Origin of the sequence: Peptoniphilus gorbachii (genome assembly GCF_016908115.1) — a bacterium.
Classification (GTDB): Bacteria; Bacillota; Clostridia; order Tissierellales; family Peptoniphilaceae; genus Peptoniphilus_A; species Peptoniphilus_A gorbachii.
Genome location: NZ_JAFBDH010000001.1, coordinates 68335 through 92720 on the forward strand (window position 1 = coordinate 68335; position 24386 = coordinate 92720).

Consider the following 24386-nt stretch of genomic DNA (forward strand, 5'->3'; position numbering starts at 1 on the left):
CTTCTTTTGAGGAGGTGTTCAATTTGTCAAAGATAAGAGTGCACGCATTGGCAAAGGAAATTGGTATTACAAGTAAAGAATTAATTTTAAAATTAAATGAAATAGAGATACCTGTAAAAAATCACATGTCAACGCTAGAAAGTGCTGATGAAGAAAAAGTAAGAAAATTATACAAAAAAAACTCTTCTGAGAATGAATCTCCTGTAAAGAATGATAATTCTAAAAATAGTAGAGATAAAAAAAATAAAAAACAAGATGCCAATAATAATGGTAATAAAGAAAAACAAAATAAAGACAGCGTTAAAAAAAATAGAGATAACAAAGTAAATACTAATAAAAAGTCATTTGACAATGGTAAAGTAGAAAACCACAAACACAATAAAAGTTTTAAAAATAAAAAAGAAGAGTTTTTTGGAGAAGAAGATTTTAAAAACAATAGAAAAAAGAAATCCAAAAATAAAGATGATAAAAAGGAAATTAACAACTCCTACAATAGAGATTTAACAAAGAAAAAACCCAAGAAAAAAGTTAAATCAAGACATAAAACAGAGGAAGAAAATAAAGGGGATGATCCTATAACAGTGATTGCACCAATTACAGTTAAAGATTTTGCAGATCAACTTGGAGTATCTGTGTCAACAGTAATTACAAAATTAATAGGTCTTGGAGTAATGGCCAACCAAAATCAAAGTATTGATGAGGATACTTGCATTTTATTGGCAGATGAATTAGGAATTGGAATTGAAATTGAAGAACAAAAACTTGATAATTCCATTGAAGAAGAATATGGCCTATTAAAGAAAGACAAGGAAAGAGACTTAAAAACAAGACCACCAGTTGTAACAGTTATGGGTCACGTTGACCATGGTAAGACATCTCTTCTTGATTCAATAAAGAAAACTCATGTTACACAATCTGAAGCTGGGGGAATCACTCAACATATAGGTGCTTACACAGTAAATTTATCAGGAAAGAAAATAACTTTTTTAGATACTCCTGGTCACGAAGCTTTTACTTCAATGAGACTTAGAGGAGCTCAAACTACAGATATAGCAGTGCTTGTTGTTGCTGCAGATGATGGTGTAATGCCTCAAACTATAGAAGCTATTTCTCACGCAAGATCAGCTGAAGTCCCAATTATCGTAGCCATTACAAAAATTGATAAACCAGAAGCCAATCCTGAAAGAGTAAAGCAAGAGCTTATGAATGAAAATTTAGTAGCTGAAGAGTGGGACGGAGACACTATTGTTGTAGGCGTTTCTTCTAAAACTGGAGAAGGAATAGATGAACTTCTTGAAATGATTCTTTTAGTAGCAGAAATGAGAGAACTAAAGGCAAACCCTAACAGACGTGCTATCGGTACAATTATTGAAGCAAATCTTGACAAGGCAAAGGGACCTATGGCTACTATTCTTATTAAAAATGGTACTTTAAGATTTGGAGACTCAATAGTATCCGGAGTATGTTCTGGTAGAATTAGAGCAATGGAAGATGATAAGGGCAAAAAAGTTAAAAAAGCTGGTCCATCGATGCCAGTTGTAGTTCTTGGCCTTAACGAAGTTCCTAATGCAGGAGATACTATTTATGCAGTAAATGACGACAAAACTGCCAAGGCAATTGCTGATAAAAATTCAGAAATTTCAAGAGAAAAAAGGCTTAGTCAAACAACAAAGATTAGTCTTGATAATTTATTTGAAAAAATTTCTGAAGAAGATGTAAAAGAATTAAATATTGTTGTTAAAGCTGATGTTAAAGGATCTGTTGAAGCTTTAAATCAATCACTTTTAAAACTTTCTACAAATGAAGTTAAAATTTCAATAATTCACTCTGGTGTTGGCGGAATTAACGAATCTGACGTAACACTTGCCTCTGCATCTAATGCAATTGTAATAGGATTTAATGTAAGACCAAATATTAATGCTATAGAACTTGCTAAAGCTGAAGATGTTGAAATTAGAACTTATAGAGTAATTTACGAAATAATAAATGACATTGAACAAGCTGCTAAAGGTATGCTTGACCCAGATATTGTTGAAGAAATTCTTGGTAGATGTGAAATTAGACAAACATTTAAACTTCCTAACAACCAAATGGTTGCAGGTGTATATGTTTTAAATGGTAAGATTTTAAGAAATTCTAAAGTAAAAGTTTTGAGAGATGATGTCGTAATTCACGAAGGAGATATTGCATCACTTAAGAGATTTAAAGATGATGCAAAAGAACTTGCTAGCGGCTTTGAAGGTGGTCTTGTAATCGATGGCTTCAATGACATCAAAGAGGGAGACCTTCTTGAATCATTTATATTAAAGGAAGTTAAGAGAGCATAATGAATAATAAGAGAATTAATAGAATTTCTGAAGAAGTAAAAAGAACTATTTCAAATATTATCCAAAATGAATTAAAGGATCCGAGAATTCCATCTATAACAAGTATTTCACATGTAGATGTTACTAATGATTTATCTTTTGCCAAGGTATATGTTTCTGTACTTGGAAATGACTTTGATAGAGATGAAGCTGTTGAAGGTTTAAATTCCGCAAAGGGATTTATAAAAAAAGAGTTATCAAAAAAAGTTAAACTTAGAGCCATGCCTGAACTTATCTTTATTAAAGATGATTCTATAGAAAAGGCACTTGAACTTGATAAATTAATTGATGAGGTAAATCGTGGAAATGAATAATTTAATAGAACTTTCCTCAACTTTTAAAAAATTAATTGATGAAAGTGAAATTATAGCAGTTGCTTCTCATTTAAATCCAGATGGAGATAACTTAGGCTCAGTTACAGCGATGGTTGGTATGTTAAATAAACTTGGAAAAGATGTAGTCTTTATTTTAGATGACAAAATTCCAAAATCTTTTAAATTTTTGCCAAACTTGTCCTTTGCAAAGGCTCCTAATGAATTACAAAATGATTTTGATTTATTTATTGCCTTAGATTCATCTGATGAAAATAGAATGGGCGATAATATAAAAAAAGTCTTTGAAGCATCAAAGAAAACTGTAAATATTGATCATCATTTTAGCAACACAAATTACGCTGATTTAAATATAGTTGACTTTAAATCTCCAGCAACTTGTGAAGTCCTTGCAAGGATTTTTGAAACTTTGAATTTAGAACTAAGTAAAGAAATTGCAACTTCACTATTTACTGGACTTTCAACTGATACAGGCTCCTTTAAATATAGCTCTGTATCTTCAAGTACATTTTTAACTGCATCAAATTTATTTAAATACGATGTTGATATTGATGAAGTTACAGTGAATGTCTATCAAAGTAGAAGTAGAGAAAAGACAGATTTATTAATTAGAGCAATGAATTCAATAGAATACTTTCATGACAATAAAATTGCCCTTGTTTTTGTTACAAAAGATGACATGGAAAAATCAAAGGCAGAAAAATCTGATGCAGATGGAATTGTTGAATTTGTAAGAGATATTGACACAGTTGAACTTGCAATTTTATTAAAAGAAAAAGATGACTGCATAAGACTTTCCCTTAGATCTAAGTCAAATATTGACTGCACAAAGATTGCTTCAAAATTTAATGGCGGAGGTCATGTTAGAGCATCTGGAGGAACAATAAATCATACTGATTTAATTAAAGCTAAAGAAGACATTATTAAAGTAGCTGAAGAACAATTATGATGGACGGACTTTTAATTTTTGACAAAGAAAAGGGAATTACTTCTCACGATTTAGTTTATAAAGTTAGGAAAAAATTAGGAATAAAAAAAGTAGGTCACACTGGCACACTTGACCCAATGGCAACAGGTGTGCTAGTGATTTCCATAGGAAAGGGCACTAAGACAAGTGATTATATTTTATCAAGTGATAAGGTATATGAGGCAAAAATAAAACTTGGAGTCCTAACTGATAGCTATGATATAACTGGAAAAATTTTGGAGGAAGAAGATGTATGTTTTACTGATGAAGATATTAAAGATACTTTAATTAAATTCACTGGTAAAATTTCTCAAAGACCTCCAATTTATTCTGCCCTAAAAGTTAATGGAAAAAAACTTTATGAATATGCAAGAGAAGGTAAAGATGTCGAAATAAAAAAAAGAGATGTTGAAATTTATAAAATTGAACTTTTAGATTTTAATGGAAAAGACGAATTTACAATTTTAACTAAGGTATCAAAGGGAACATATATTAGATCTCTTGCAAATGACCTTGGAAGATCTCTTGGAACTTTTGGAACCCTAACTGAGCTTAGACGAATTAGGACTGGGTCTTTTAAAATTGAAGACGCCATAAAAGTTTCTGATTTTGAAAAATTAAGCCTAGATGAAATAAAAGAAAAAATTTTACCTATGGATTTAGCACTCATGAATTTTAAAAGAATTGATATTCCAAAAAGTTTTTGTGAAAAATTTATTATGGGACAATTTTATAAGTTAAAAGAAAAATTAAATGATGAAAATTATAGAGTTTACTCAGAAAATAAATTTTTGGGAATTGGTGAATTAAAGAAAAAAGATGGAGAGTTTTTTCTCAAAATGAAGAAGAATTTAATAGGTGATTTATGAAAATAATTGAAATTGACTTAAATTATAAAGCTAAAGAAGAATCAGTTATAGCCCTTGGAAATTTTGACGGCGTCCACAGAGGACATATTGAATTAATAAAAAAAGCTATTGAAAATGCAAAAAAATTGAATATTAAGTCAAGTCTTTTGCTTTTTAATGAGCACACAGATAATCTTGTAAAAGTTGGGAAAAAAGATATTATAACAACTAATAAGACAAAATTTGAAATTTTAGAAAATTTAGGCGTAGATATAATTTACCTGATAAATTTTACAAAAGAATTTATGTCCTACAGTCCTATTAAATTTTTAGATGATTTTTTAGCAAAAAATTTAAAAATAAAAGGAGTAGTAGTGGGTTATGATTACACCTACGGATATAAAAAATCTGGAAATATTGAATTTTTAAGAGAAAATAAAAGTTTATTTGAAACTGTTGAAATAATTGAGCAAATTTCTTATAAAGGCGAAAAAATTTCTTCTTCATTGATTAGAAAATTAATTGAAAATGGTAAAATAAAGGAAGCAAATTTTTTACTTTCAAGACCTTATAAACTTATTGGAGAAATTATTCATGCAAAAGGCTTGGGCAAGAAAATGGGCTATCCAACGGCAAATTTAAGACTAATTGATAATTTTGTTATACCAAAATTTGGAGTATACGACACCGACATTATAATTAAGGGTAAAAAATATAAGGCATCTACAAATATTGGGACTAATCCTACTGTTGAACATGATGGAATTAAAATAGAAGCACATATTTTAGATTTTTATGAGGATATTTATGGTGAAATTGTAGAGCTTGAACTATTAGATTTTGTTAGACCTGAATTAAAGTTTAATAGTGTAGAAGAATTGTTTGAACAAATTGCAAAAGATGTTTTAGTTACAAGAAATAGATAACTTTACATTTATTGCATTTCGTGGTAATATATAAAAGGTTAAATAGCTATTCTCAGTTGGACGCTCCTCGACGCCTACTTTGATTAGCTCTATTAAAAATTTAGGAGGAAAATATGTTAGAACCAAATATTAAAAAGATTATTATTGACGAATTTAAAACTCATGAAGGTGACACAGGTTCACCAGAAGTACAAATTGCAATTCTTACTAGAAGAATTAACGATTTAAATGAACACTTGAGAATTCACAAGAAAGACCACCACTCAAGAAGAGGACTTCTTAAAATGGTTGGTAAAAGAAGAAACTTATTAAGATATTTAAAAAATAGTGATATAGAAAGATATCGTACACTTATTAAAAAACTACAAATAAGAGGATAATAGGAGCGGTAATTCCGCTCTTTCTTATTAGAAGGAGGAAATAATGGAAAAAACTTATACTATGGATCTTGCAGGCTCACAGTTAAAAGTTACAATTGGAAAAGTTGCAGAACAAGCTAATGGAGCTTGTTTAGTTCAATATGGAGACACTGTCGTTCTTGTTACTGCAACATCTTCATCTAAACCAAGAGAGGGAATCGACTTCTTTCCTCTAAGTGTTGATTATGAAGAAAAGATGTATGCTGTTGGGAAAATTCCTGGTGGATTTATTAAAAGAGAAGGAAGACCAAGTGAAAAAGCTACACTTTCTGCTAGATTAATAGACAGACCTCTAAGACCTCTTTTTCCTGAAGGATATAGAAATGATGTTCATATTGTAGCTACTGTTTTAAGTGTTGACCAAGATCATTCGCCAGAAATTGTAGCTATGATTGGTTCTTCTATTGCTCTTTCTATTTCTGACATTCCTTTTGATGGACCTACTGGTTCCGTTGAAGTTGGCTTTATTGATGGTAAATATATTATAAATCCTAATGAAGAAGAGAGAAATAACTCTAGAATAAATCTTTCACTTGCTGGAACTGAATCTGCTATTATGATGGTAGAAGCAGGTGCACAAGAAGTAAGCGAAGCTGAAATGTTAGAAGCAATTTTAGAAGGACATGAAGTTATAAAAGAAATTTGTAAGTTTACTAACGAAATTACTTCAGAAATTGGAAAAGAAAAAGCTGAATATGAAGTATTTAAGGCTGATGAAGAAATTGTTTCTCAAGTTAAAGAATATGGCAAAGATTTATTAGTTGATGCAATTAGACAAAAAGATAAAATTGTAAGAGTTGAAAAAACTGAAGCAGCAAAAGAAGACATTAGAGAACATTTTAAAGACTTAATGGAAGAAAATGCAAAAGACGTTGAGGCTGCTTTAGAAGAAATAGAAGTAACTGAAGTTAGACGTGGAATTCTTGAAGATGAAAGAAGACCTGACGATAGAAAATTAACTGAAATTAGACCTCTTTCTTCAGAAGTTGGAGTTCTACCAAGAACTCATGGTTCGGGACTATTCACTAGAGGACAAACTCAAGTACTTTCTATTGCAACATTAGGAGCAATTTCTGAAGAACAAGTTATTGATGGACTTGGAGATGACAAGCCAAAAAGATATATTCACCACTATAATTTCCCTGGATTTTGTGTTGGAGATACTAAACCATCAAGATCACCAGGAAGGCGTGAAATTGGCCATGGTGCTTTAGCTGAAAGAGCTCTTATTCCAGTAATACCTGATAGCGAAACTTTCCCATACACAATAAGAGTTGTATCTGAAGTATTATCATCTAATGGATCTTCTTCTCAAGCATCAATTTGTGGATCTACGTTAGCACTAATGGATGCTGGTGTTCCAATTAAGGCTCCAGTAGCTGGTATTGCCATGGGTCTTATTGAAGAAAATGGTGTAATTAAAATTTTAACTGACATTCAAGGTCTTGAAGATCACTTTGGAGATATGGACTTTAAGGTAGCAGGTACTAGAGAAGGTATCACTGCTATACAAATGGATATAAAAGTTGAAGGAATTAAAAAAGAAATTCTTGAAGTTGCCCTTGAAAGAGCAAAAGTTGCAAGATTTGAAATACTTGATCATCTAGAAACTACTATTGAAAAACCAAGAGCTGAACTCTCTAAATACGCTCCAATAATTCACATGATTTCTATTGATTCAGAAAGAATTGGTGAAGTTATAGGTGCCGGTGGAAAGATAATTAATAAAATTATTGAACAAACTGGCGTTAAAATAGATATTGATGATGACGGAAGAATTTCTATACTTTCTGATAATGATGCAAAAGCAAAAGAAGCAATTTCTATAATAGAAGATATAGTAAAAGAAATTGAAATAGGAGAAGTTTATACTGGAAAGGTTAAGAAAATAGTAAAATTTGGAGCCTTTGTAGAAATTAAAAAGGGAACTGAAGGACTTCTTCATATTTCAGAAATTGCTCACGAAAGAACTAATAATGTTGAAGATGTTCTAAAAGTTGGCGACACAGTTGAAGTTAAGGTAATTGATATTGCTGAAGACACTGGTAAAATTTCACTTTCAAGAAAAGCTCTTATAAAGAGAGAAGACAACAAGAAAGAGCAAGATAAATAAATAAAAATTTAGTCGCATTAAGATTTATTTTAATGCGATTTTTTAAAGGGGAAATTATGAAATTAAAAATTATAAATAAAAGCAAGCATCCACTTCCTAAATATGAGACAGCTGGTTCATCAGGAATGGATCTTAGAGCTAATCTCGATGAAGATTTAGTTTTAAAATCACTTGATAGAGTTTTAGTTCCAACTGGATTATTTCTTGAGTTTGACAAAGGCTATGAAGCACAAGTTAGAGCTAGATCGGGACTTGCACTAAAAAAAGGTTTAGGTCTTCCTAATGGAATTGGAACAATTGATTCTGATTATAGAGGTGAATTAAAAATAATTCTAATAAATATGAGTAATGATGAAGTTGTAATAAAAGATGGCGACAGAATTGCACAGATTGTATTTATGAAAATTGAAACTCCGGAAATTGTTGAAGTTGAAGAGATAAGTAATACTGAAAGAAGCGATGGAGGCTTTGGTCATACTGGTGTTTAAGAGCACAAATTGTTATAATATTATTGAGGTGCAAGCTCTTGATAAAAAATAAAAAAAACAATAAAAAAAATTCAAATAAAAAGAATATTCAAAAAAGAAAAAAGTCAGCTTCTGAAATTTCTTCTGGAAAAGAAATTATGGGTCTTTTCTTAATTGTAATTGGAATAGTATTTTTCATTTCACTTTATAGTCAGAAAATGGGATTAATTGGCACATTAATTTATAAATTATTTTCAGTTGTTGCAGGATCTGCAAACTTTTTAATTCCACTTCTACTTATTTTTTGGGGAATTCTTTATAATATACAAGCAACAAAATATCACATGAGACGATATATAATATGTTCTCTTGTAATATTTTTGTGTATTTTAGTTTTTCTCGATGGCTCTAAGGAAATGGATATGACCTTAATCGAAAGGATTATTAAGTCAACTGAGTACTTGGATATTACGAGAAGCGGTGGCATAATTGGAGCTATTTTTGGTTTTTTCTCATATAAACTTTTGGGCTCTCTTGGAACATATTTGGTACTTGGATTAATTATAGTAGCTTCAATTTATTTTATGCTTAAAGTTAATATTGACCAGATAATTATGTTTTCTGAAGATATAGGTGAATATTTTGAAGATAAAAAGAAAGACTTTGAAATAAAAAAATCTGAGAGAAAATTAAAACAAGAAGAAAAAGAAAAGAAAAAAATTCAAAGAGAAAATTTAAAGAAAGAAAAAATTGAACTAAAAAAATCGGAAGAAGAAAAAGCAGTTGAAGTTGAAAACTTTGGAGAAAATTTAGTTATAAAGGATTATTCTGACGAAAATATTAAAGAAGAGTCTAAAGAAATTATTAATGACGAAAATAAAAATATAGAAGAAAATAATGTTAGTGATTCTTCATTAATTGATAGTGAAGAAAATGTTGTAGATACAATTAGAGATGACATTGAAAATAAAAATAAAGAAGAATATATTTACACTTATCCAGACATTGCTCTTTTAGATAGACTTAAATCTAAGGGCGGATTTTCTAAAGATGAAGTAATAGAAAAAGGCAGAATAATAGAAAATACTATGAGAAATTTTGGTATCGAATCTAAAGTTGTTGCCATAAATCGTGGACCTGTTATTACATCTTATGAATTAAAGCCTGCACCTGGAATTAAATTATCTAGAATTGTTGGACTTAGTGATAATATTTCAATGGCTTTAGCTAGCTCTGATCTACGTATCGAAGCTCCAATTCCTGGAAAAACTGTTGTTGGAATCGAAGTTCCTAATAAAGAAAAGGATGCAGTTGGACTAAAAGAATTAATAGATTCTAATGAGTTTAAAACCATTAATTCCGATATACCATTAACTCTTGGTAAAGATGTTGAAGGAAATATTTTAATTTCTGGTATGGAAGATATGCCTCATCTACTAATTGCAGGAGCAACTGGATCTGGTAAATCTGTTTGCATTAATTCAATCATTACAAGTATTATTTATAAATCATCTCCTAAGGATGTAAAACTTATGCTGATTGATCCAAAAGTTGTGGAACTAAGTGTCTATAATGGCATACCTCATCTTTTGATTGATGTAGTTACTAATCCAAAAAAGGCTGCTTTTGCATTAAATTGGGCTGTTGATGAAATGGAAAAAAGGTACCTTGCCTTTGCAGAAAATCATGTTAGGGATCTTAAAGGCTACAACAAAAAAATGGTAGAAGAGGGAAGAGAAGACGAAAAACTTCCTAAGATTTTGATTATTGTAGACGAACTTGCAGACCTTATGATGGTAGCATCAAAGGAAATTGAAGAATATATAGCTAGACTTGCACAAAAGGCAAGGGCTGCTGGAATGCATTTGATTTTAGCAACACAGAGACCTTCTGTTGATGTCATTACTGGAACTATAAAGGCAAACATACCTTCAAGAATTGCCTTTGCTGTAGCGTCTTCTGTGGACTCTAGAACAATTCTTGATATGGGTGGTGCAGAAAAACTTCTTGGAAAAGGAGATATGTTATTCTATCCAAGTAAATATCCAAAACCAAAGAGAATTCAAGGAGCTTTCATAGGCGATAATGAAGTTGAAAGAGTAGTTGACTTTGTTAAAAATAATAATGAAACAAAAAATCATGTTGAATCAAAAATTGAACAGGCAATAAAAGATAAAAAGGTTAAAATAGATAACGAAAAAGATCCACTTTTTAAGGATGCAGTTGAACTTGTTATAAATGATGAACAAGCTTCAATTTCTTACATCCAAAGAAAGTTAAAAGTAGGTTATTCAAGAGCTGGAAGAATTGTAGATCAAATGGAAGAGATGGGTATTATTGGACCTCATGAAGGTTCTAAGCCTAGAAAACTTTTAAAAACTAAGGAAGAAATAGATATAATTTTAGGTGATGAAGATGAATAATGTGCATATAGTTACTCTGGGCTGCTCAAAAAATGAAGTAGACTCATCTATGATGTACTCACTTTTAAATAAAGATAAATATAAAATGGTAGATGATGCAAGTGAGGCAGATATTCTAATTGTAAACACTTGTGGATTTATTGATGCTGCTAAGGAAGAGTCAATTGACACTATATTAGAATCAGTTGAATATAAAAACAAAGGAAAATGTAAAAAAGTTTTACTTTCAGGATGCCTTGCACAAAGATATCCTGAGGAACTTTTAAAAGAAATTCCTGAAATTGATGGAATAATAGGTACTGGAAATATTAATTATATAAATGAGCTCTTAGACAGAAGTATGGCTGGGGATTTATTTGTAAAGACTGATAATTTAAATTCAGCTTACATTGAAGGAATAAAAAAAGAAACAGTTAATAAAACTGAATTTGTAAAAATTTCTGAAGGCTGTAATAACAACTGCTCTTATTGCATTATTCCATCGCTTCGTGGCAAAAATAGATCAAGGAAAATTGAAGATATATATTCTGAAGTTGAATATCTTGTAAAAAATGGTGCGAGAGAAATTATTTTAATTGCACAAAACACCACTGATTATGGAATTGATTTGTACTCAAAATATTCTTTGGCAAAGTTAATTAAAGAAATTTCAAAAATAGAAGATTTAAAGTGGATTCGCGTTTTATATTTATATCCAGATCATTTTACAGATGAATTAATAGAAGAATTTAGAACTAACGATAAATTAGTAAAATATGTGGATATGCCTCTTCAACACATATCTGACAATGTTTTAAAGAGTATGAACAGAAAAACTAGCAAAAGTCATATTATAAAAACTCTTAAAAATTTACGAAAAGCCATTCCAGAAATTGTTATTAGAACAACTTTTATTGTTGGTTTTCCTGGAGAAAATGAAGAAGATTTTAAAGATCTTGTAGACTTTATAGAAGATATTAAATTTGATAAGCTTGGAGTTTTTGAATACTCAAGAGAAGATGGAACAAAAGCATCTATTTTAGATAATCAAATTCCCTATGAAGTGAAAAAAAGAAGAAAGGATGAAATTATGGAAATCCAAAGTGAAATTTCTAGCGAAATCCTTTCAAAAAATTTAGGTAAAACTTTAGAAGTATTACTTGAGGAAAAAATTGACGAAAATAATTATGTAGGAAGAACTTATATGGATGCTCCAGAAATTGATGGAGTAACATATATTGAATCTTCTAAAAATTTAGAAGTTGGAGATTTTGTTAAAGTTAAAGTTATTGATACTTTAGATTATGATTTAGTAGGTGAAGCTATATGAACACTCCAAATAAATTGACTCTTATGCGAACTCTCATGGTTCCTATTTTTGTATTATGTATGTATATGGATTTTAATAATTCGAGAATAGTTGCAACTATAATATTTGCAATTGCTTCTTTTACTGATTTTTTAGATGGTTATCTTGCAAGAAGGGATAATTTAGTGACAAATTTTGGAAAATTTGCCGACCCCCTTGCAGATAAAATTTTAGTATGCTCAGCTATGATTATGCTAGTTAGCTCTGGGGAAATGCCAGCATGGGGTGTTATAATAATTATTGCTAGAGAATTTACTATTACTGGATTTAGAATTATTGCTGCTTCTGAAAATATTACAATTGCAGCCAGTCCTCTAGGAAAGTTTAAAACAGTTACACAGCTTATTTCTAATATTTTACTTTTAACTGGGTTATCAAATCTTAGACCTATTGGCATGGGAATATTTTATTTAGCTGTTGTATTTACTGTAATTTCAGGTGCAGATTATTTAATAAAAAATAAAAAAGTTCTTGATTTAGAAAATATTTAAGGAGAAATATGAAAGCTAGCATTTTGACAGTTGGGAAAGAAATTTTAATAGGTTCAATTACAAATACTAATTCAAAATATATTTCTGAAAAATTAACAGATATTGGAATTGAGGTAAATAGACAGGTTTCTGTAGATGATGACTTAGAGGAAATTGTAAAGGAATTAGATTATTCTACAAAAGCTTCTGATTTAATTATTATTAGTGGTGGGCTAGGACCCACTAATGATGACATAACAAGAGATGCTGTTGCTAAGTTTTTAAACAGAAAAATTTATATTGATGAAGCTGAAAAGGGAAAGATGATTGACAGGTTCACAAGGCTTGGCAGGAACATGACTCCAAATAATTTAAAACAAGTTATGTTAATAGAAGGTTCAGAAAAAATAGAGAACATGTGGGGAGTAGCTCTTGGTGAGTCAATTGAATTTGATGGTAAGAGAATAATTCTTCTTCCAGGTCCACCAAATGAGATGGAACCAATGCTTGATTATTATTTTGCCAATAAATCATTTACTAATGAAAATATAATGGTAAAATCCATAGACATTATTGGTCTTGGTGAATCAGTAATAGAAGATAGAATTAGAAAAATGACCTTTGAAGATGATTCTGTTAGTATAAATACTTTCGCGCATGGAACATATACTGAAGTAAAAATAATAGGCAAGAGTTCAAAAAAAGATGAACTGGAATTTTCTATAGAAAAAGTTGTTAAGTCCTTATATGCTGAATTTAACACTCATGTCTATTCAGAAAATAATGATGATGTTGCTGATGAAATTGTTAGAATTCTAAAAAATAATAACTTAAAAATTTCCTTTGCAGAATCCATTACTGGTGGCATGCTTAGCTCTTCAATAACAGATATTAGTGGAGCGTCAAAGGTTATGGAAACTTCCTTTGTAACTTATTCTAACGATTCAAAAAATAAAAATTTGAAGGTTTCTAAGAATACTTTAGATGAATTTGGAGCTATTAGTGAAAACACAGCATATGAGATGGCAAAGGGCATTAAGGAAAAATCCAATGCTAACATTGGCGTTTCTACAACTGGAGAAGCAGGTCCTAATTCATCTGAAACTGAAGTAGGAAATGTCTACACTTGCATTTATTTTACAGATGAGAATTATTATACTAAGCATTATTTCTTTAGTGGAGATAGGAATAAAATAAGAAGAAGCACTGTCAACAGAGTATTGTCTCAAATACTTTTTGTACTTAGAAAAAATTTTAAGGAGTAATTATGAAAGATAGTAAATTAAGCAAAGAAAAACAAGAAGCTCTTCACAATGTTTTGTCAAAAATTGAAAAGCAATATGGTGAAGGATCAGTAATGGTATTAGGAGACGATGTTAAGCTTGATATTGATTCAATTCCTACTGGCTCACTTGCACTTGATATTGCTCTTGGAATTGGTGGAATACCTAAGGGTAGAATTATTGAAATTTATGGTCCTGAATCTTCAGGAAAGACTACACTAGCACTTCATATGTTAGCAGAAGCTCAAAAGATAGGTGGAACTGGTGCCTTTGTAGATGCAGAACATGCTCTTGATCCAGGTTATGCAAAAAACCTTGGAGTAGATATAGAAAATCTGATTATTTCTCAACCAGATACAGGAGAACAAGCTCTTGAAATAACTGAAGCTTTAGTTAGATCTAATGCTGTTGACTTAATTATTATTGATTCAGTTGCAGCACTTGTTCCAAAAGCAGAAATAGATGGAGAAATGGGAGCAGCTCAAATTGGTCTTCAAGCAAGACTTATGTCACAAGCTCTTAGAAAACTTACTGGTGCTATAAATAAGTCTAAGTGTACAGTTGTATTTATTAATCAACTTAGAGAAAAAGTTGGCATCATGTTTGGTAACCCTGAAACAACAACTGGTGGTAGAGCACTTAAATTTTATTCTTCAGTAAGACTAGATATTAGAAGGTCAGAAATCATTAAAAAGGGCGATGAAATGATTGGAAACAGAGTTAGGGTAAAAGTTGTTAAGAACAAGATTGCTCCTCCATTTAAACAAGCTGAATTTGACATAATGTATGGAAAGGGAATTTCTAGTGTTGGTAATATTCTTGATGTAGCAGCAGAAGCCGACATTGTTAAAAAAGCAGGCTCTTGGTATTCTTATGATGAAGAAAAACTTGGTCAAGGTAGAGAAAATGCAAAAGAATTTTTAGAAGGAAATCCTGAACTATTAAAGGAAATTGAACATAAAGTAAGACTTCACTATAATTTAATACCGGAAAATGAAGTGGACGCAGAAGATAAAGATACAAAATCTGATAATTTTTTAGAAGAAGATAAATAGGTTGTGATTTTTTGAAATTACTCTATTTAACAGATACCCACATCAGAGGCACAAACCCAAAAAATAGAATTGATGACTACCAACAGACTTTGAAGGAAAAATTAATAGAAGTTTCAAATATTATAAAGGAAGAAAATATTGATTATGTACTACATGGTGGAGACCTCTTTGACAGACCAGATGTTTCTGTAAGTATAGTCTCTGATTTTGCAAAAATTTTTCAAAGTTTTGGAGTTCCCATATATATAATTAGTGGCAATCATGATATTTTTGGTCACAATCCTGATACTCTTGATAGAACAATGCTTGGCCTCTTATGTAATTTAGGTGTCATGAATTTAGTCAATTATAAAAAAATTATTTTAGAAAAAGATATTAGAGTTGAGCTTACTGGTGCTCCCTATGTATATTCTATGGACGAAGCTTCAAACAGGGAAAATTATATTGTAGATGAAGTGGATAATACTTGTAAGTATTCTATTCATATGACTCACGGTTTTTTAATTGATAAACCATTTTTAAAAGAAGTTCCTCATACCTTAATAGATGATATAAGAAGTACAAAGGCAGATATTACTTTAGCAGGTCACTATCATTTTGGTTTTAAGACAGTTAAACTAGACGAAAAATATTTTGTAAACCCTGGAGCATTAATTAGAATCTCAAATTCAAAAGCTGAAATAAGTAGAAAGCCAAAGGTAAATATAATAACTTTAGATGATGAAATAAAAATTGAAGATAGATTTTTAAAGTGTGCTAAATCAGGTGAAGAAGTCTTAGATAGGTCTGAAATGGAAAGGCATCAATTTAAGGGCATTAAGCTTGCTGAATTTAAAGAAAGTATTGATGCAACAAGTAACTATAAAAGTTTAGATATTTTTGAATTACTATTAAAAATATCTAAAAGTGAAAATATTTCTGAAGATGTAAAAAAGGAAGCTTTAAGAAGAGTTGAAGAAGCTCAAATAAATGGAGTTAGATACTCATGATTTATATAAAAAAAGTTGAACTTCATAACTTTCAGTCTCATGAATACACTGAGATGGAATTTGACCGAGGACTTAATGTGATCCTTGGCAATTCTGATGTAGGAAAAACTGCAATTTTGAGAGCTATAAAGTGGGCTCTTTACAATGAACCTAAGGGCGATTATTTTATTAGACAAGGAGAGAAAGATGTCTCTTGTAAAGTGACATTTTCCAATGGAGTTATTGTTGAAAGATTAAAAACTCCATCAAAAAATTCATATTTCCTTGTAGATGCTTCAGGAAACGAAATGAGATTTGAGGGATTTGGAATAGATGTGCCAAAGGAAATTACTGATGTAACTAATATGTATAAGGTTCCTCTGGATAATTCCAACAACAAAACTATTTTAAATATAGCAGAGCAATTAGATGGTCCTTTTTTATTAAATGAGCAAGCGTCACTTAGGGCTTCTGCAATTGGAAGATTAATTGGCGTAAATTATGTAGATGACGCTCTTAGAACTGTTGTTAGAGATAACAAGAGAACTAATCAAGAAATTGTTGAATTAATAAAAAATAGGGACGACCTCAAAGAGCAATTAGATGGATTTTCCTATATAAAAGAATATAAAGAAAAGTATGACAAAATTACTAATATAAGAAATAAAATAAAAAAATCACAGGATAAACTAGAATTATGCTCTAAACTAAAAGAAAATTTTTATAAAAATAAATGTGAGCTAGAAGAAATTTCTGCTTTACTTGAAAAATTTAAAAATTTAAATACAGTTGAAATAATAATCCCAAATTTAGAGAGTTTTATTTTAAAGAAAGATAATTTTGAAAATTATTTGAACAAAATTATAAAAACTAATAATGAGATAAATTTAATTATTAATAATTTAGAGAAACTAAAACATCTAGATGAAATATCATTAAAAGCTTCACAAATTAGTGAATATAAAAATAATTTATCTATTTATGAAAATTTAGATAATAAATACAAGAAAAACTTAAAAGAACTTTCAGACGTTAAGGATGATTTAAAAAATTATAAAAACAATGTAGAAATTCAAAACATTGCTGAAAAATTACAAGGTAATTTAACATTTTATTCAAAAGTTTCCCAATACAAAGATAATTTAAGTAAAATTAATTCAAAGCTTTCTTTAGGTAATGATTACATAAAAAACTTTTTTAATAACGATAAAATTGATTTTATTTCAAAAACTATTGAAGATAAAACTAAAATTTTAAAAGAAATATCTTATGTTGAGGATAAATTTAGAAATATTTCTAATGAAATTTCTGTTATAAATGATAAATTAAAAAATATAGATGAAGATATTAAGGGCTACACTGTATCTTATGAAAAGACTATTCTTGACATGAGAGTATGTCCTTTTTGCTACAGTAAAATCGATAATGAGTCAATTGAACACATTAAGTACCACTTGAGGAATGATTAAATGAATTACGAAGAAAATTTAAAGAATTTAAAGGATCAACTAGACAGATTAAAAAACATGAAATATAAATCTGAAGCTAGACTTGAACAGCTAAACTCACAAAAAAAAGAAATTCTTACTGAAATTGAAAAACTTGGCATAAAACCAGAAGACCTTGAAAACGAAATTTCCAATTTAAAAATTGAAATTGAAAAACTTTTTGACGAAGCTAATAATTTAATGCCTAGGTTGTGATTTTTTGGATTTAAAAGAACTTGATATAAAATTAAATAAACTAAATAACAAAATATTAAGCGATGAAGGTAAAATTGAGATATTATCAGATCAATTAGAAAAAACCGAAAAAGTTTTAAAGGATAAGGAAAAATACATTGATGTTTTAACAAAGGTCGCACTTTTATTTCAAAAAACTTCTGAATTTGCAAGAGAACAATCAAAGAGACAAATTGAAGATACTGTCACAAAATGTCTTCAATTTATTTTTGAAACTGATATTGAATTTATAATTGAGCTTTCAGAATCAAGATCTGTACCAATTGCTGAATTTTTTGTACAAAGCAATTATCCTGAGGGATACAGCGTAAAAACCAAGCCTGAGATTGCTAGAGGTGGGGGAGTTGTTGATATTATTTCATTGGCACTTAGAATTGCCTTCTTACAACTAAATCAGCCAAAACTTTCTGGACCACTTATTCTTGACGAACCTGGAAAACATGTAAGCAATGATTATGTTTTTAATTTGGGCGAATTTCTTAAAAAGTCATCAAATTTATTTGACAGACAAATAATTATGGTAACTCATAATCCTCATCTTTCTCAAATTTGCGATAAAGCCTTTCAGGTTGTAAATAAAAAAGGTGTTAGTCAAGTAAGTGTATACAATCAGTAATTTTTTCTTGACTTTAGCAAACAAAATTGTTACTATATTAATGAAAATATAGATTGTTTTTATATTATACTATTGTTTAAAGTCAGGAGGATACAATGATTTACGACTCAAAAATAAAGAGCAAGGATGTAGATGGATTATTTGAAGCCATATTACTTTTAGAAAATTTAGAAGAATGCTACAGATTCTTTGAAGATATTTGCACAGTTAAAGAGTTGCAAGCAATTGCACAAAGATTACAAGTTGTAAAACTACTTGTTAAGAATAAAACATATCACGAAATTGAAAGCGAAACAGGAGCTTCAACTGCTACAATATCAAGAATCAACAGATCTTTAAATTATGGAGCTGATGGCTATAAATTAGTTTTAACAAGATTGAATATAATAGATGAAGATGAAGAAAAAGAATAAGGTTGACCTTATTCTTTTTTAAATGTTTACATTTATTGTTTTATAATTTGTATAATTTACTAGCCCTGGTTTATTTGCTGGATGTCTTTTAACATTAGCTTTAAAGGTATAATCAACGGGAATATTTTGGGATTTTGAAAGAGAACTGTATTTTGCAGCGACTTTAGCAGCTCTAAGAAGTGCATTGTTTGTAAAATCTCTGTTATCATTTTTTAAAATCACATGAGAACCTGGAGCATCCTTAACATGAAACCAAAGGTCATTTTTTTTGGCTTTTTTGTGAGTTAAATAATCATTTTGTCTATTATTTTTTCCTACAAAAATATCAAAACCTTCTTCAGTTTTTATTTTAATGTAATTTTCGTCAGAATCTTTTTTCTTTTTTATTTTTTTCTTTTTCTTTTTTAAATATCCTTCTTTTTCCAATTCTTCATAAATATCATCAATTTCATTAGGAGATTCAGCTAAATCGATGTTAAGTAAAATTGATTCTAAATAAGAAATTTCTGATTTCCCAATTTCAATTTGTTCAGTCAAAAATATTGCTGCGTTCTTTAATTTAGAATACTTTTTATAATACTTTGAAGCATTTGATGGTCCATCTAATGTAGGATCCAATGGAATTTTTATTTCTTCCATTTCATTATAAAAATTTTCAACAGTAACTGAATTAGCACCCTTTTCAATTTTATAAAAATTTGAGGATATTAAATCGGCATAAATCTTAAATTTTTCACGATTTAAAGCTGTATTTAATTCATTTGCCTGGTTTGAAAGCTTTCTTTTTATTTTATCAATATGTTTTCTAACTGATTTTTTCAATTCCTTGGACTTTGATCCCAAACTATCTCGTAAAAACTTTGAATTATAATATTCTTCAAGAAGGGAAGAGATAGATTTGACTTTTACTTTTTCATCTTCTCCAAGTTCATTTAAATTTATGGAATAAAAGTCCTTAAATAATCCATCTCTATAAATTTTTATTGGTTCAAATTTATTTTCTCTTATATTTTTAAAAATTTCTAAAAAATTTTCCTCAAGATCATTAATTTCACTTTCATTTAATGAAGATACATTCTTCTTAAAGTCAATATTAGTTCTATACTCAATTTCTCTACACATTTGTGGACTGATGCCAGTAAATTCTTTTAAAAAGAAAGATTTTAAATTCACATTTTTCTCAGAATTTTTTATGATTTCAGATAATGAATTTAATTCACATGGATTTAATCCCTGCGATATATCCTCTTCATTATAAATTAAACCAGGAAGAATTTCTCTAACACTTGATAAGTTAAAGTTAATTCTTTTAAGGGAATCAATAATTTTTTTGTTATCCTCATCAATTAAAATAACATTTGAATGCTTTCCCATAAGCTCAATTATAAGGGACTTCTTACTGTATTCACCAAGTTCATCTAAAGACTTAACCATTATTTTAATTATTCTATCCATCTTATATTGACTAACTTCTAAAATTTGATTATTTTCCAAATGCTTTCTTAAAAGCATACAAAAGGCTGGAGGATTTTGTAGAGTCTCAAAGTTTTCATCACTAAAATAAATTCTAGGACTTCCAGATATGGATATAAAGAGTTTTTCCTTTTGACCTCGAGCTCTAATATTAATTAAAAGATCATTTTTATTTTGGTATATTTTATCAATTCTACCTTCTTTTATTCGATTATTTATCTCATAAACTAAATTTTTTACAACTGTTCCGTCTAAAGACATTTTATCACCTGAAAATAATTATAACATATTTTATAAATTATAATATTTCTCAATTACTAGAACATATGTACAGAACAAATGTATTATTTTATTAGATTAAATATGTTGTTTAATTAAAGAAAATTTATTTAATTTAAAAGGGACTATATCTATAAAATTTGCAATAAAAGTTTGATGGATTTTCATAATAATTAAATTTAAATACAAATTGTAATAATATTACTTAAAAAACTAATTTTATATATAATAGTAAGAAAAAATAAAAAATTATTAAAATTTTAGACATATAAAAGTATTAGGAGAAATTAAAAAGCTCATAGAACTGATTTAGAGAGATCATAATTTAATAAAAAAAGATGCTTTATTAAACTCTTCAGAATAATTAGGAAAAATTATAATAAATAAAAGGAACAAGAAATTTAAAACATAATTCTATTTAAAAGAGATATTAAAAATAGATGTAAGCTTGTTATTTAATTCAATATGAAGTTAAATGTAAAAAAAAGAAAAACAATACACAAAAATAGTCACAAAATTATTATTTTGTGACTATTTTTTTCTCTTAAGTTTTAAATTTTTCTCTACCCTAAATATTAATATTAAAAATAATGATAAAAATTAATGTTATATATATTTAAAATAATAGAATTTATTATGAATTTTTCCCTTTTATATAAATTATTTAAAATTTATTAAAAAATAGAAATCGATTCATTTTTCTTTTGATCTTTATCATCAAGAGATTTAGTTTGATCAAAAGATTTGTTATTTTCTTTATTTATTTCCTTTTGCTTATCATCTTCTCCATAATTATATTTTTTTCCCTTAGTTTTAAATTGTCCTGATATATATACTGAATTATCTTTCCAATCAACACTAAGTCCTAGAGTTTCAGATATAAATCTTATAGGCACATAAGTTCTACCATCATATAGTATAGCTGGAGAATCTAGCTCGATAATTGATTCGTTTCCAGCCTTATTAACTTTTGCTTTAGTTGAATTAATATCAAGTTCTACTAAAACATCTATGGCACCTATTAGAACTCCTCTAGTGTTATTTTCATTTCTTTCATAAAAATTAATTTGAGCTCCCAAATTTTCAGAAATATATCTAATTGGAACCATAACCCTATTAGTTTTCTTATCAAAATAAGCTCTTCCCATTTCTTGCGGTATTGTTTGAACAGCATCATTTATAAAAATATCAATATTTTTATCAGAAGCATCCTTTGGTAATTTTCCAGCTGCAAAAACAGATGTACTTAAAACCATAGTCATTAATCCAAGAACTGCAATTTTTTTTAATTTCTTCATAATTTCTCCTTTAATATAAGTGTTTTAAAATTTTAGTCCTCTTCTCTTACTTTTGAAAGAGGATTAGATTCTACTAATTTTTTTAGTGATTTTTTATTTACATGAGTGTAAATTTCTGTAGTATTAACAGATTCATGTCCCAATATTTCTTGTAAAGACCTTATATCTGCATTTCCATATTGATAAAGTAGTGTTGCCGCAGTATGTCTAAGTTTGTGAACAGAATATTTATTTGTATCAAGTCCAGAATTTTTCATATGCTTTTCTATCATGTGTTGAATTGATCTGTTGCTCATTCTTTGCTCTCTCATAGATAGAAATAGGGCGTCATCTTTTATTTGAGGACGAAGTTTTAAATATTCATTTATAGCATAAACAGAAGCCTCATTTAGATAGATAGTTCTTTCTTTATTACCCTTTCCTATTACCTTTAGAGTGTTATCATCCTTCAAATGAGAAATATTTATAGCAGAAAGCTCAGAAAGCCTCATACCGCAGTTTAAAAATAAAGTTACAATAGCATAATCTCTTTTTTTATAAAGTGCTTTTATTTTTGATTTCTCTATAGTTTTTAAAAGATTTAAACTTTGGTCAAGAGTTAGATAAACTGGTAAAGTCTTTTCAATTTTAGGCATATCTATATCTATAATTGGGTTTTTCTTAATTACCTCTATTTTAGCATATAAATAATTGTAAAAACTTCTAACTGATGAAATTTTTCTAAATTTTGATCTATTAGAAATTTTTCTTTCCCTTTCTAAAAAAGCATTATAGGCATATATATCTTGTTTTGTTACACTTTCTAATACCTCAGGGCTTATATCTTCGATAGCAATATCGTTAAAATCAATAGATTCATCAACTAAGTTTTTTCTTTTTTTTATAAATCTTACAAAAACTCTTAAATCATAGTAATATTCTTTGACTGTATTATCAGAAGAACCCTTTGTTGATTTCATATAATCTAAGAAATCATCAACTAAATTTGAACTTATCAATCTATCACCTCTCATAAAAATAAAAACCTGACAAAAGTCAGGTTTTTAATTATTTAGCGTATTCAACTGCTCTAGTTTCTCTTATGACATTAACTTTAATTTGTCCAGGGAAATCTAATTCAGCTTCTATTCTCTTAACAACATCTCTTGCAGTAATAGTAATTTCTGCTTCAGATATTTTTTCAGGTTTTACTATTATACGAATTTCACGCCCAGCTTGAACTGCATAAGACTTTTCAATTCCCTCAAATTCATTAGCGATTTCTTCAAGTTTTTCAAGTCTTTGAATATATGATTCAACTGTTTCGCGTCTTGCACCAGGTCTTGCAGCAGAAATAGCATCTGCAGCTTGAACTAAAACTGATTCTACACAATTTGGCTCAACATCCCCATGATGAGACTGGATTGCATTTATTACAAATTCAGATTCGTGATACTTTCTAGCAATTTCAACTCCAATATCAACATGTGGAGCATCAAGATTTCTATCTACAGATTTTCCTATATCGTGTAGTAGTCCACCTCTCTTTGCAAGTTTAACGTCTGCTCCAATTTCACCAGCTAATATTCCTGCAATTTCAGCCACTTCAACTGAATGTTTAAGGTTGTTTTGTCCATAACTTGTTCTATATTTAAGTCTTCCCAAATATTTAATAATTTCTGGATGAAGTCCATGAACACCAGCATCATAAGCTGCTTGTTCACCAGATTCTTTGATTATAGTTTCAACTTCAGCTCTAGCCTTTTCTACAGTTTCTTCAATCTTAGTTGGATGAATTCTGCCGTCATTTACAAGTTTTTCTAAAGCTACTCTTGCTATCTCTCTTCTTATTGGATCAAAACAAGATAATACTACAGCTTCAGGAGTATCATCAATAATTAAATCTACTCCAGTGATTGATTCAATAGCTCTAATATTTCTACCTTCTCTACCTATAATTCTCCCCTTCATTTCATCATTTGGAAGATTTACAACAGCAACAGTAGACTCTGCAACTTGATCTGCAGCACATCTTTGGATAGCTTGTGCAATTACATTTCTAGCATATTTTCCGGATTCTTCTTTGATTCTATTTTCATTTTCTTTGATAATAAGTGCTGATTCATTAGTGATTTCTTTTTTTAATTCATTTAAAAGAATTTCCTTACCTTCATCTTTAGTAAGACCGGCAACTTTTTGCAGCTCTTCTTCTCTCTTTTTAATAAGTTCTTCAGCTTGATCTTCTTTTTCTCTAAGACCTTCTAATTTCTTAGTAAGTTTTTCGTCTTTATGTTCAACTTGAGCAGACTTCTTGTCTAAAAGCTTTTCCTTAGATAAAACACGGTCTTCCATTTCTTTAATTTCAGCCCTTCTAATCTTAGCTTCATTTTCTTGCTCAGATCTTAGTTTTTGAATTTCTTCTTTAGCTTCAACAAGTAAAACTTTCTTTTGAGTTTGAGCTTGGTTCTCGGCATCGTAAATCATCTTTTTTGATAATTCCTCAGCATTTTTAAGTTTACCTTCAGAAATATATCTTCTAACAGCATAGCCAATTGCCACACCAATAATACCCATAATAATAGTTAAAGTATTAAAATCCAT

General features: G+C 29.1%; 22 protein-coding genes. 18 read left to right on the forward strand and 4 right to left on the reverse strand.

Annotated elements, in window-relative coordinates:
- Positions 1-23 precede the first annotated feature (23 nt).
- The 18 genes from infB (at position 24) to JOD41_RS00460 (ending at position 18756) form a co-directional block, all read left to right on the forward strand.
- Positions 24-2327, forward strand: a complete 2304-nt coding sequence (infB, locus tag JOD41_RS00375; protein ID WP_205051110.1) for a translation initiation factor IF-2 — start codon at positions 24-26, stop codon at positions 2325-2327.
- Entirely contained in the window at positions 2327-2680 is a 354-nt protein-coding gene (gene rbfA / locus JOD41_RS00380; protein WP_156701031.1) for a 30S ribosome-binding factor RbfA, read from the forward strand. The genes infB and rbfA overlap by 1 nt, the downstream gene beginning before the upstream one ends.
- Positions 2673-3647 (forward strand): DHH family phosphoesterase, encoded by a 975-nt coding sequence (locus JOD41_RS00385; RefSeq protein ID WP_205051111.1) that lies wholly within the window; start codon positions 2673-2675, stop codon positions 3645-3647. The genes rbfA and JOD41_RS00385 overlap by 8 nt, the downstream gene beginning before the upstream one ends.
- On the forward strand, positions 3644-4534 hold the full coding sequence (gene truB / locus JOD41_RS00390) for a tRNA pseudouridine(55) synthase TruB (RefSeq protein WP_239540824.1): 891 nt from the start codon (positions 3644-3646) through the stop codon (positions 4532-4534). Before JOD41_RS00385 ends, truB begins: the two co-directional genes overlap by 4 nt.
- Positions 4531-5439, forward strand: coding sequence for a bifunctional riboflavin kinase/FAD synthetase (locus tag JOD41_RS00395; protein ID WP_205051112.1), 909 nt, complete (start codon positions 4531-4533; stop codon positions 5437-5439). Before truB ends, JOD41_RS00395 begins: the two co-directional genes overlap by 4 nt.
- Before the next feature lie 113 nt (positions 5440-5552).
- On the forward strand, positions 5553-5819 hold the full coding sequence (rpsO, locus tag JOD41_RS00400) for a 30S ribosomal protein S15 (RefSeq protein WP_075658746.1): 267 nt from the start codon (positions 5553-5555) through the stop codon (positions 5817-5819).
- A 43-nt stretch (positions 5820-5862) separates the two neighbouring features.
- Entirely contained in the window at positions 5863-7971 is a 2109-nt protein-coding gene (locus JOD41_RS00405; RefSeq protein ID WP_205051113.1) for a polyribonucleotide nucleotidyltransferase, read from the forward strand.
- Between the two features lie 56 nt (positions 7972-8027).
- Positions 8028-8459, forward strand: coding sequence for a dUTP diphosphatase (dut, locus tag JOD41_RS00410; protein ID WP_205051114.1), 432 nt, complete (start codon positions 8028-8030; stop codon positions 8457-8459).
- Between the two features lie 38 nt (positions 8460-8497).
- On the forward strand, positions 8498-10861 hold the full coding sequence (locus JOD41_RS00415) for an FtsK/SpoIIIE family DNA translocase (protein ID WP_205051115.1): 2364 nt from the start codon (positions 8498-8500) through the stop codon (positions 10859-10861).
- Positions 10854-12170 carry a 30S ribosomal protein S12 methylthiotransferase RimO gene (gene rimO, locus JOD41_RS00420; RefSeq protein WP_205051116.1) on the forward strand — a complete coding sequence of 439 codons (1317 nt, stop codon included), beginning with the start codon at positions 10854-10856 and terminating at the stop codon, positions 12168-12170. The genes JOD41_RS00415 and rimO overlap by 8 nt, the downstream gene beginning before the upstream one ends.
- On the forward strand, positions 12167-12700 hold the full coding sequence (gene pgsA / locus JOD41_RS00425) for a CDP-diacylglycerol--glycerol-3-phosphate 3-phosphatidyltransferase (RefSeq protein ID WP_205051117.1): 534 nt from the start codon (positions 12167-12169) through the stop codon (positions 12698-12700). Before rimO ends, pgsA begins: the two co-directional genes overlap by 4 nt.
- 8 nt (positions 12701-12708) lie before the next feature.
- Positions 12709-13944, forward strand: a complete 1236-nt coding sequence (locus tag JOD41_RS00430) for a competence/damage-inducible protein A (RefSeq protein WP_205051118.1) — start codon at positions 12709-12711, stop codon at positions 13942-13944.
- Positions 13945-13946: 2 nt separating this feature from the next.
- On the forward strand, positions 13947-15017 hold the full coding sequence (gene recA / locus JOD41_RS00435) for a recombinase RecA (RefSeq protein ID WP_205051119.1): 1071 nt from the start codon (positions 13947-13949) through the stop codon (positions 15015-15017).
- An 11-nt stretch (positions 15018-15028) separates the two neighbouring features.
- Positions 15029-16006, forward strand: a complete 978-nt coding sequence (locus JOD41_RS00440) for a metallophosphoesterase family protein (RefSeq protein WP_205051120.1) — start codon at positions 15029-15031, stop codon at positions 16004-16006.
- On the forward strand, positions 16003-17454 hold the full coding sequence (locus tag JOD41_RS00445; RefSeq protein ID WP_205051121.1) for an AAA family ATPase: 1452 nt from the start codon (positions 16003-16005) through the stop codon (positions 17452-17454). The genes JOD41_RS00440 and JOD41_RS00445 overlap by 4 nt, the downstream gene beginning before the upstream one ends.
- Positions 17455-17688, forward strand: coding sequence for a hypothetical protein (locus JOD41_RS00450; protein WP_205051122.1), 234 nt, complete (start codon positions 17455-17457; stop codon positions 17686-17688).
- A gap of 4 nt (positions 17689-17692) precedes the next feature.
- On the forward strand, positions 17693-18343 hold the full coding sequence (locus JOD41_RS00455; protein WP_205051123.1) for an AAA family ATPase: 651 nt from the start codon (positions 17693-17695) through the stop codon (positions 18341-18343).
- Between the two features lie 95 nt (positions 18344-18438).
- Entirely contained in the window at positions 18439-18756 is a 318-nt protein-coding gene (locus JOD41_RS00460; RefSeq protein WP_019107153.1) for a YerC/YecD family TrpR-related protein, read from the forward strand.
- A gap of 18 nt (positions 18757-18774) precedes the next feature.
- On the opposite strand, the gene JOD41_RS00465 is transcribed toward JOD41_RS00460, so the two are convergent.
- The 4 genes from JOD41_RS00465 to rny form a co-directional block, all read right to left on the reverse strand.
- A complete protein-coding gene (locus tag JOD41_RS00465; protein ID WP_205051124.1) occupies positions 18775-20490 on the reverse strand; it encodes an Rqc2 family fibronectin-binding protein in 1716 nt (571 codons plus the stop codon).
- Positions 20491-21182: 692 nt separating this feature from the next.
- Complete coding sequence (locus JOD41_RS00470) at positions 21183-21806, reverse strand: copper amine oxidase N-terminal domain-containing protein (protein WP_205051125.1); 624 nt, start codon at positions 21804-21806, stop codon at positions 21183-21185.
- Positions 21807-21838: 32 nt separating this feature from the next.
- Positions 21839-22804, reverse strand: a complete 966-nt coding sequence (locus JOD41_RS00475) for a tyrosine recombinase XerC (RefSeq protein WP_205051126.1) — start codon at positions 22802-22804, stop codon at positions 21839-21841.
- 49 nt (positions 22805-22853) lie between these two features.
- A complete protein-coding gene (gene rny / locus JOD41_RS00480; RefSeq protein WP_205051127.1) occupies positions 22854-24386 on the reverse strand; it encodes a ribonuclease Y in 1533 nt (510 codons plus the stop codon).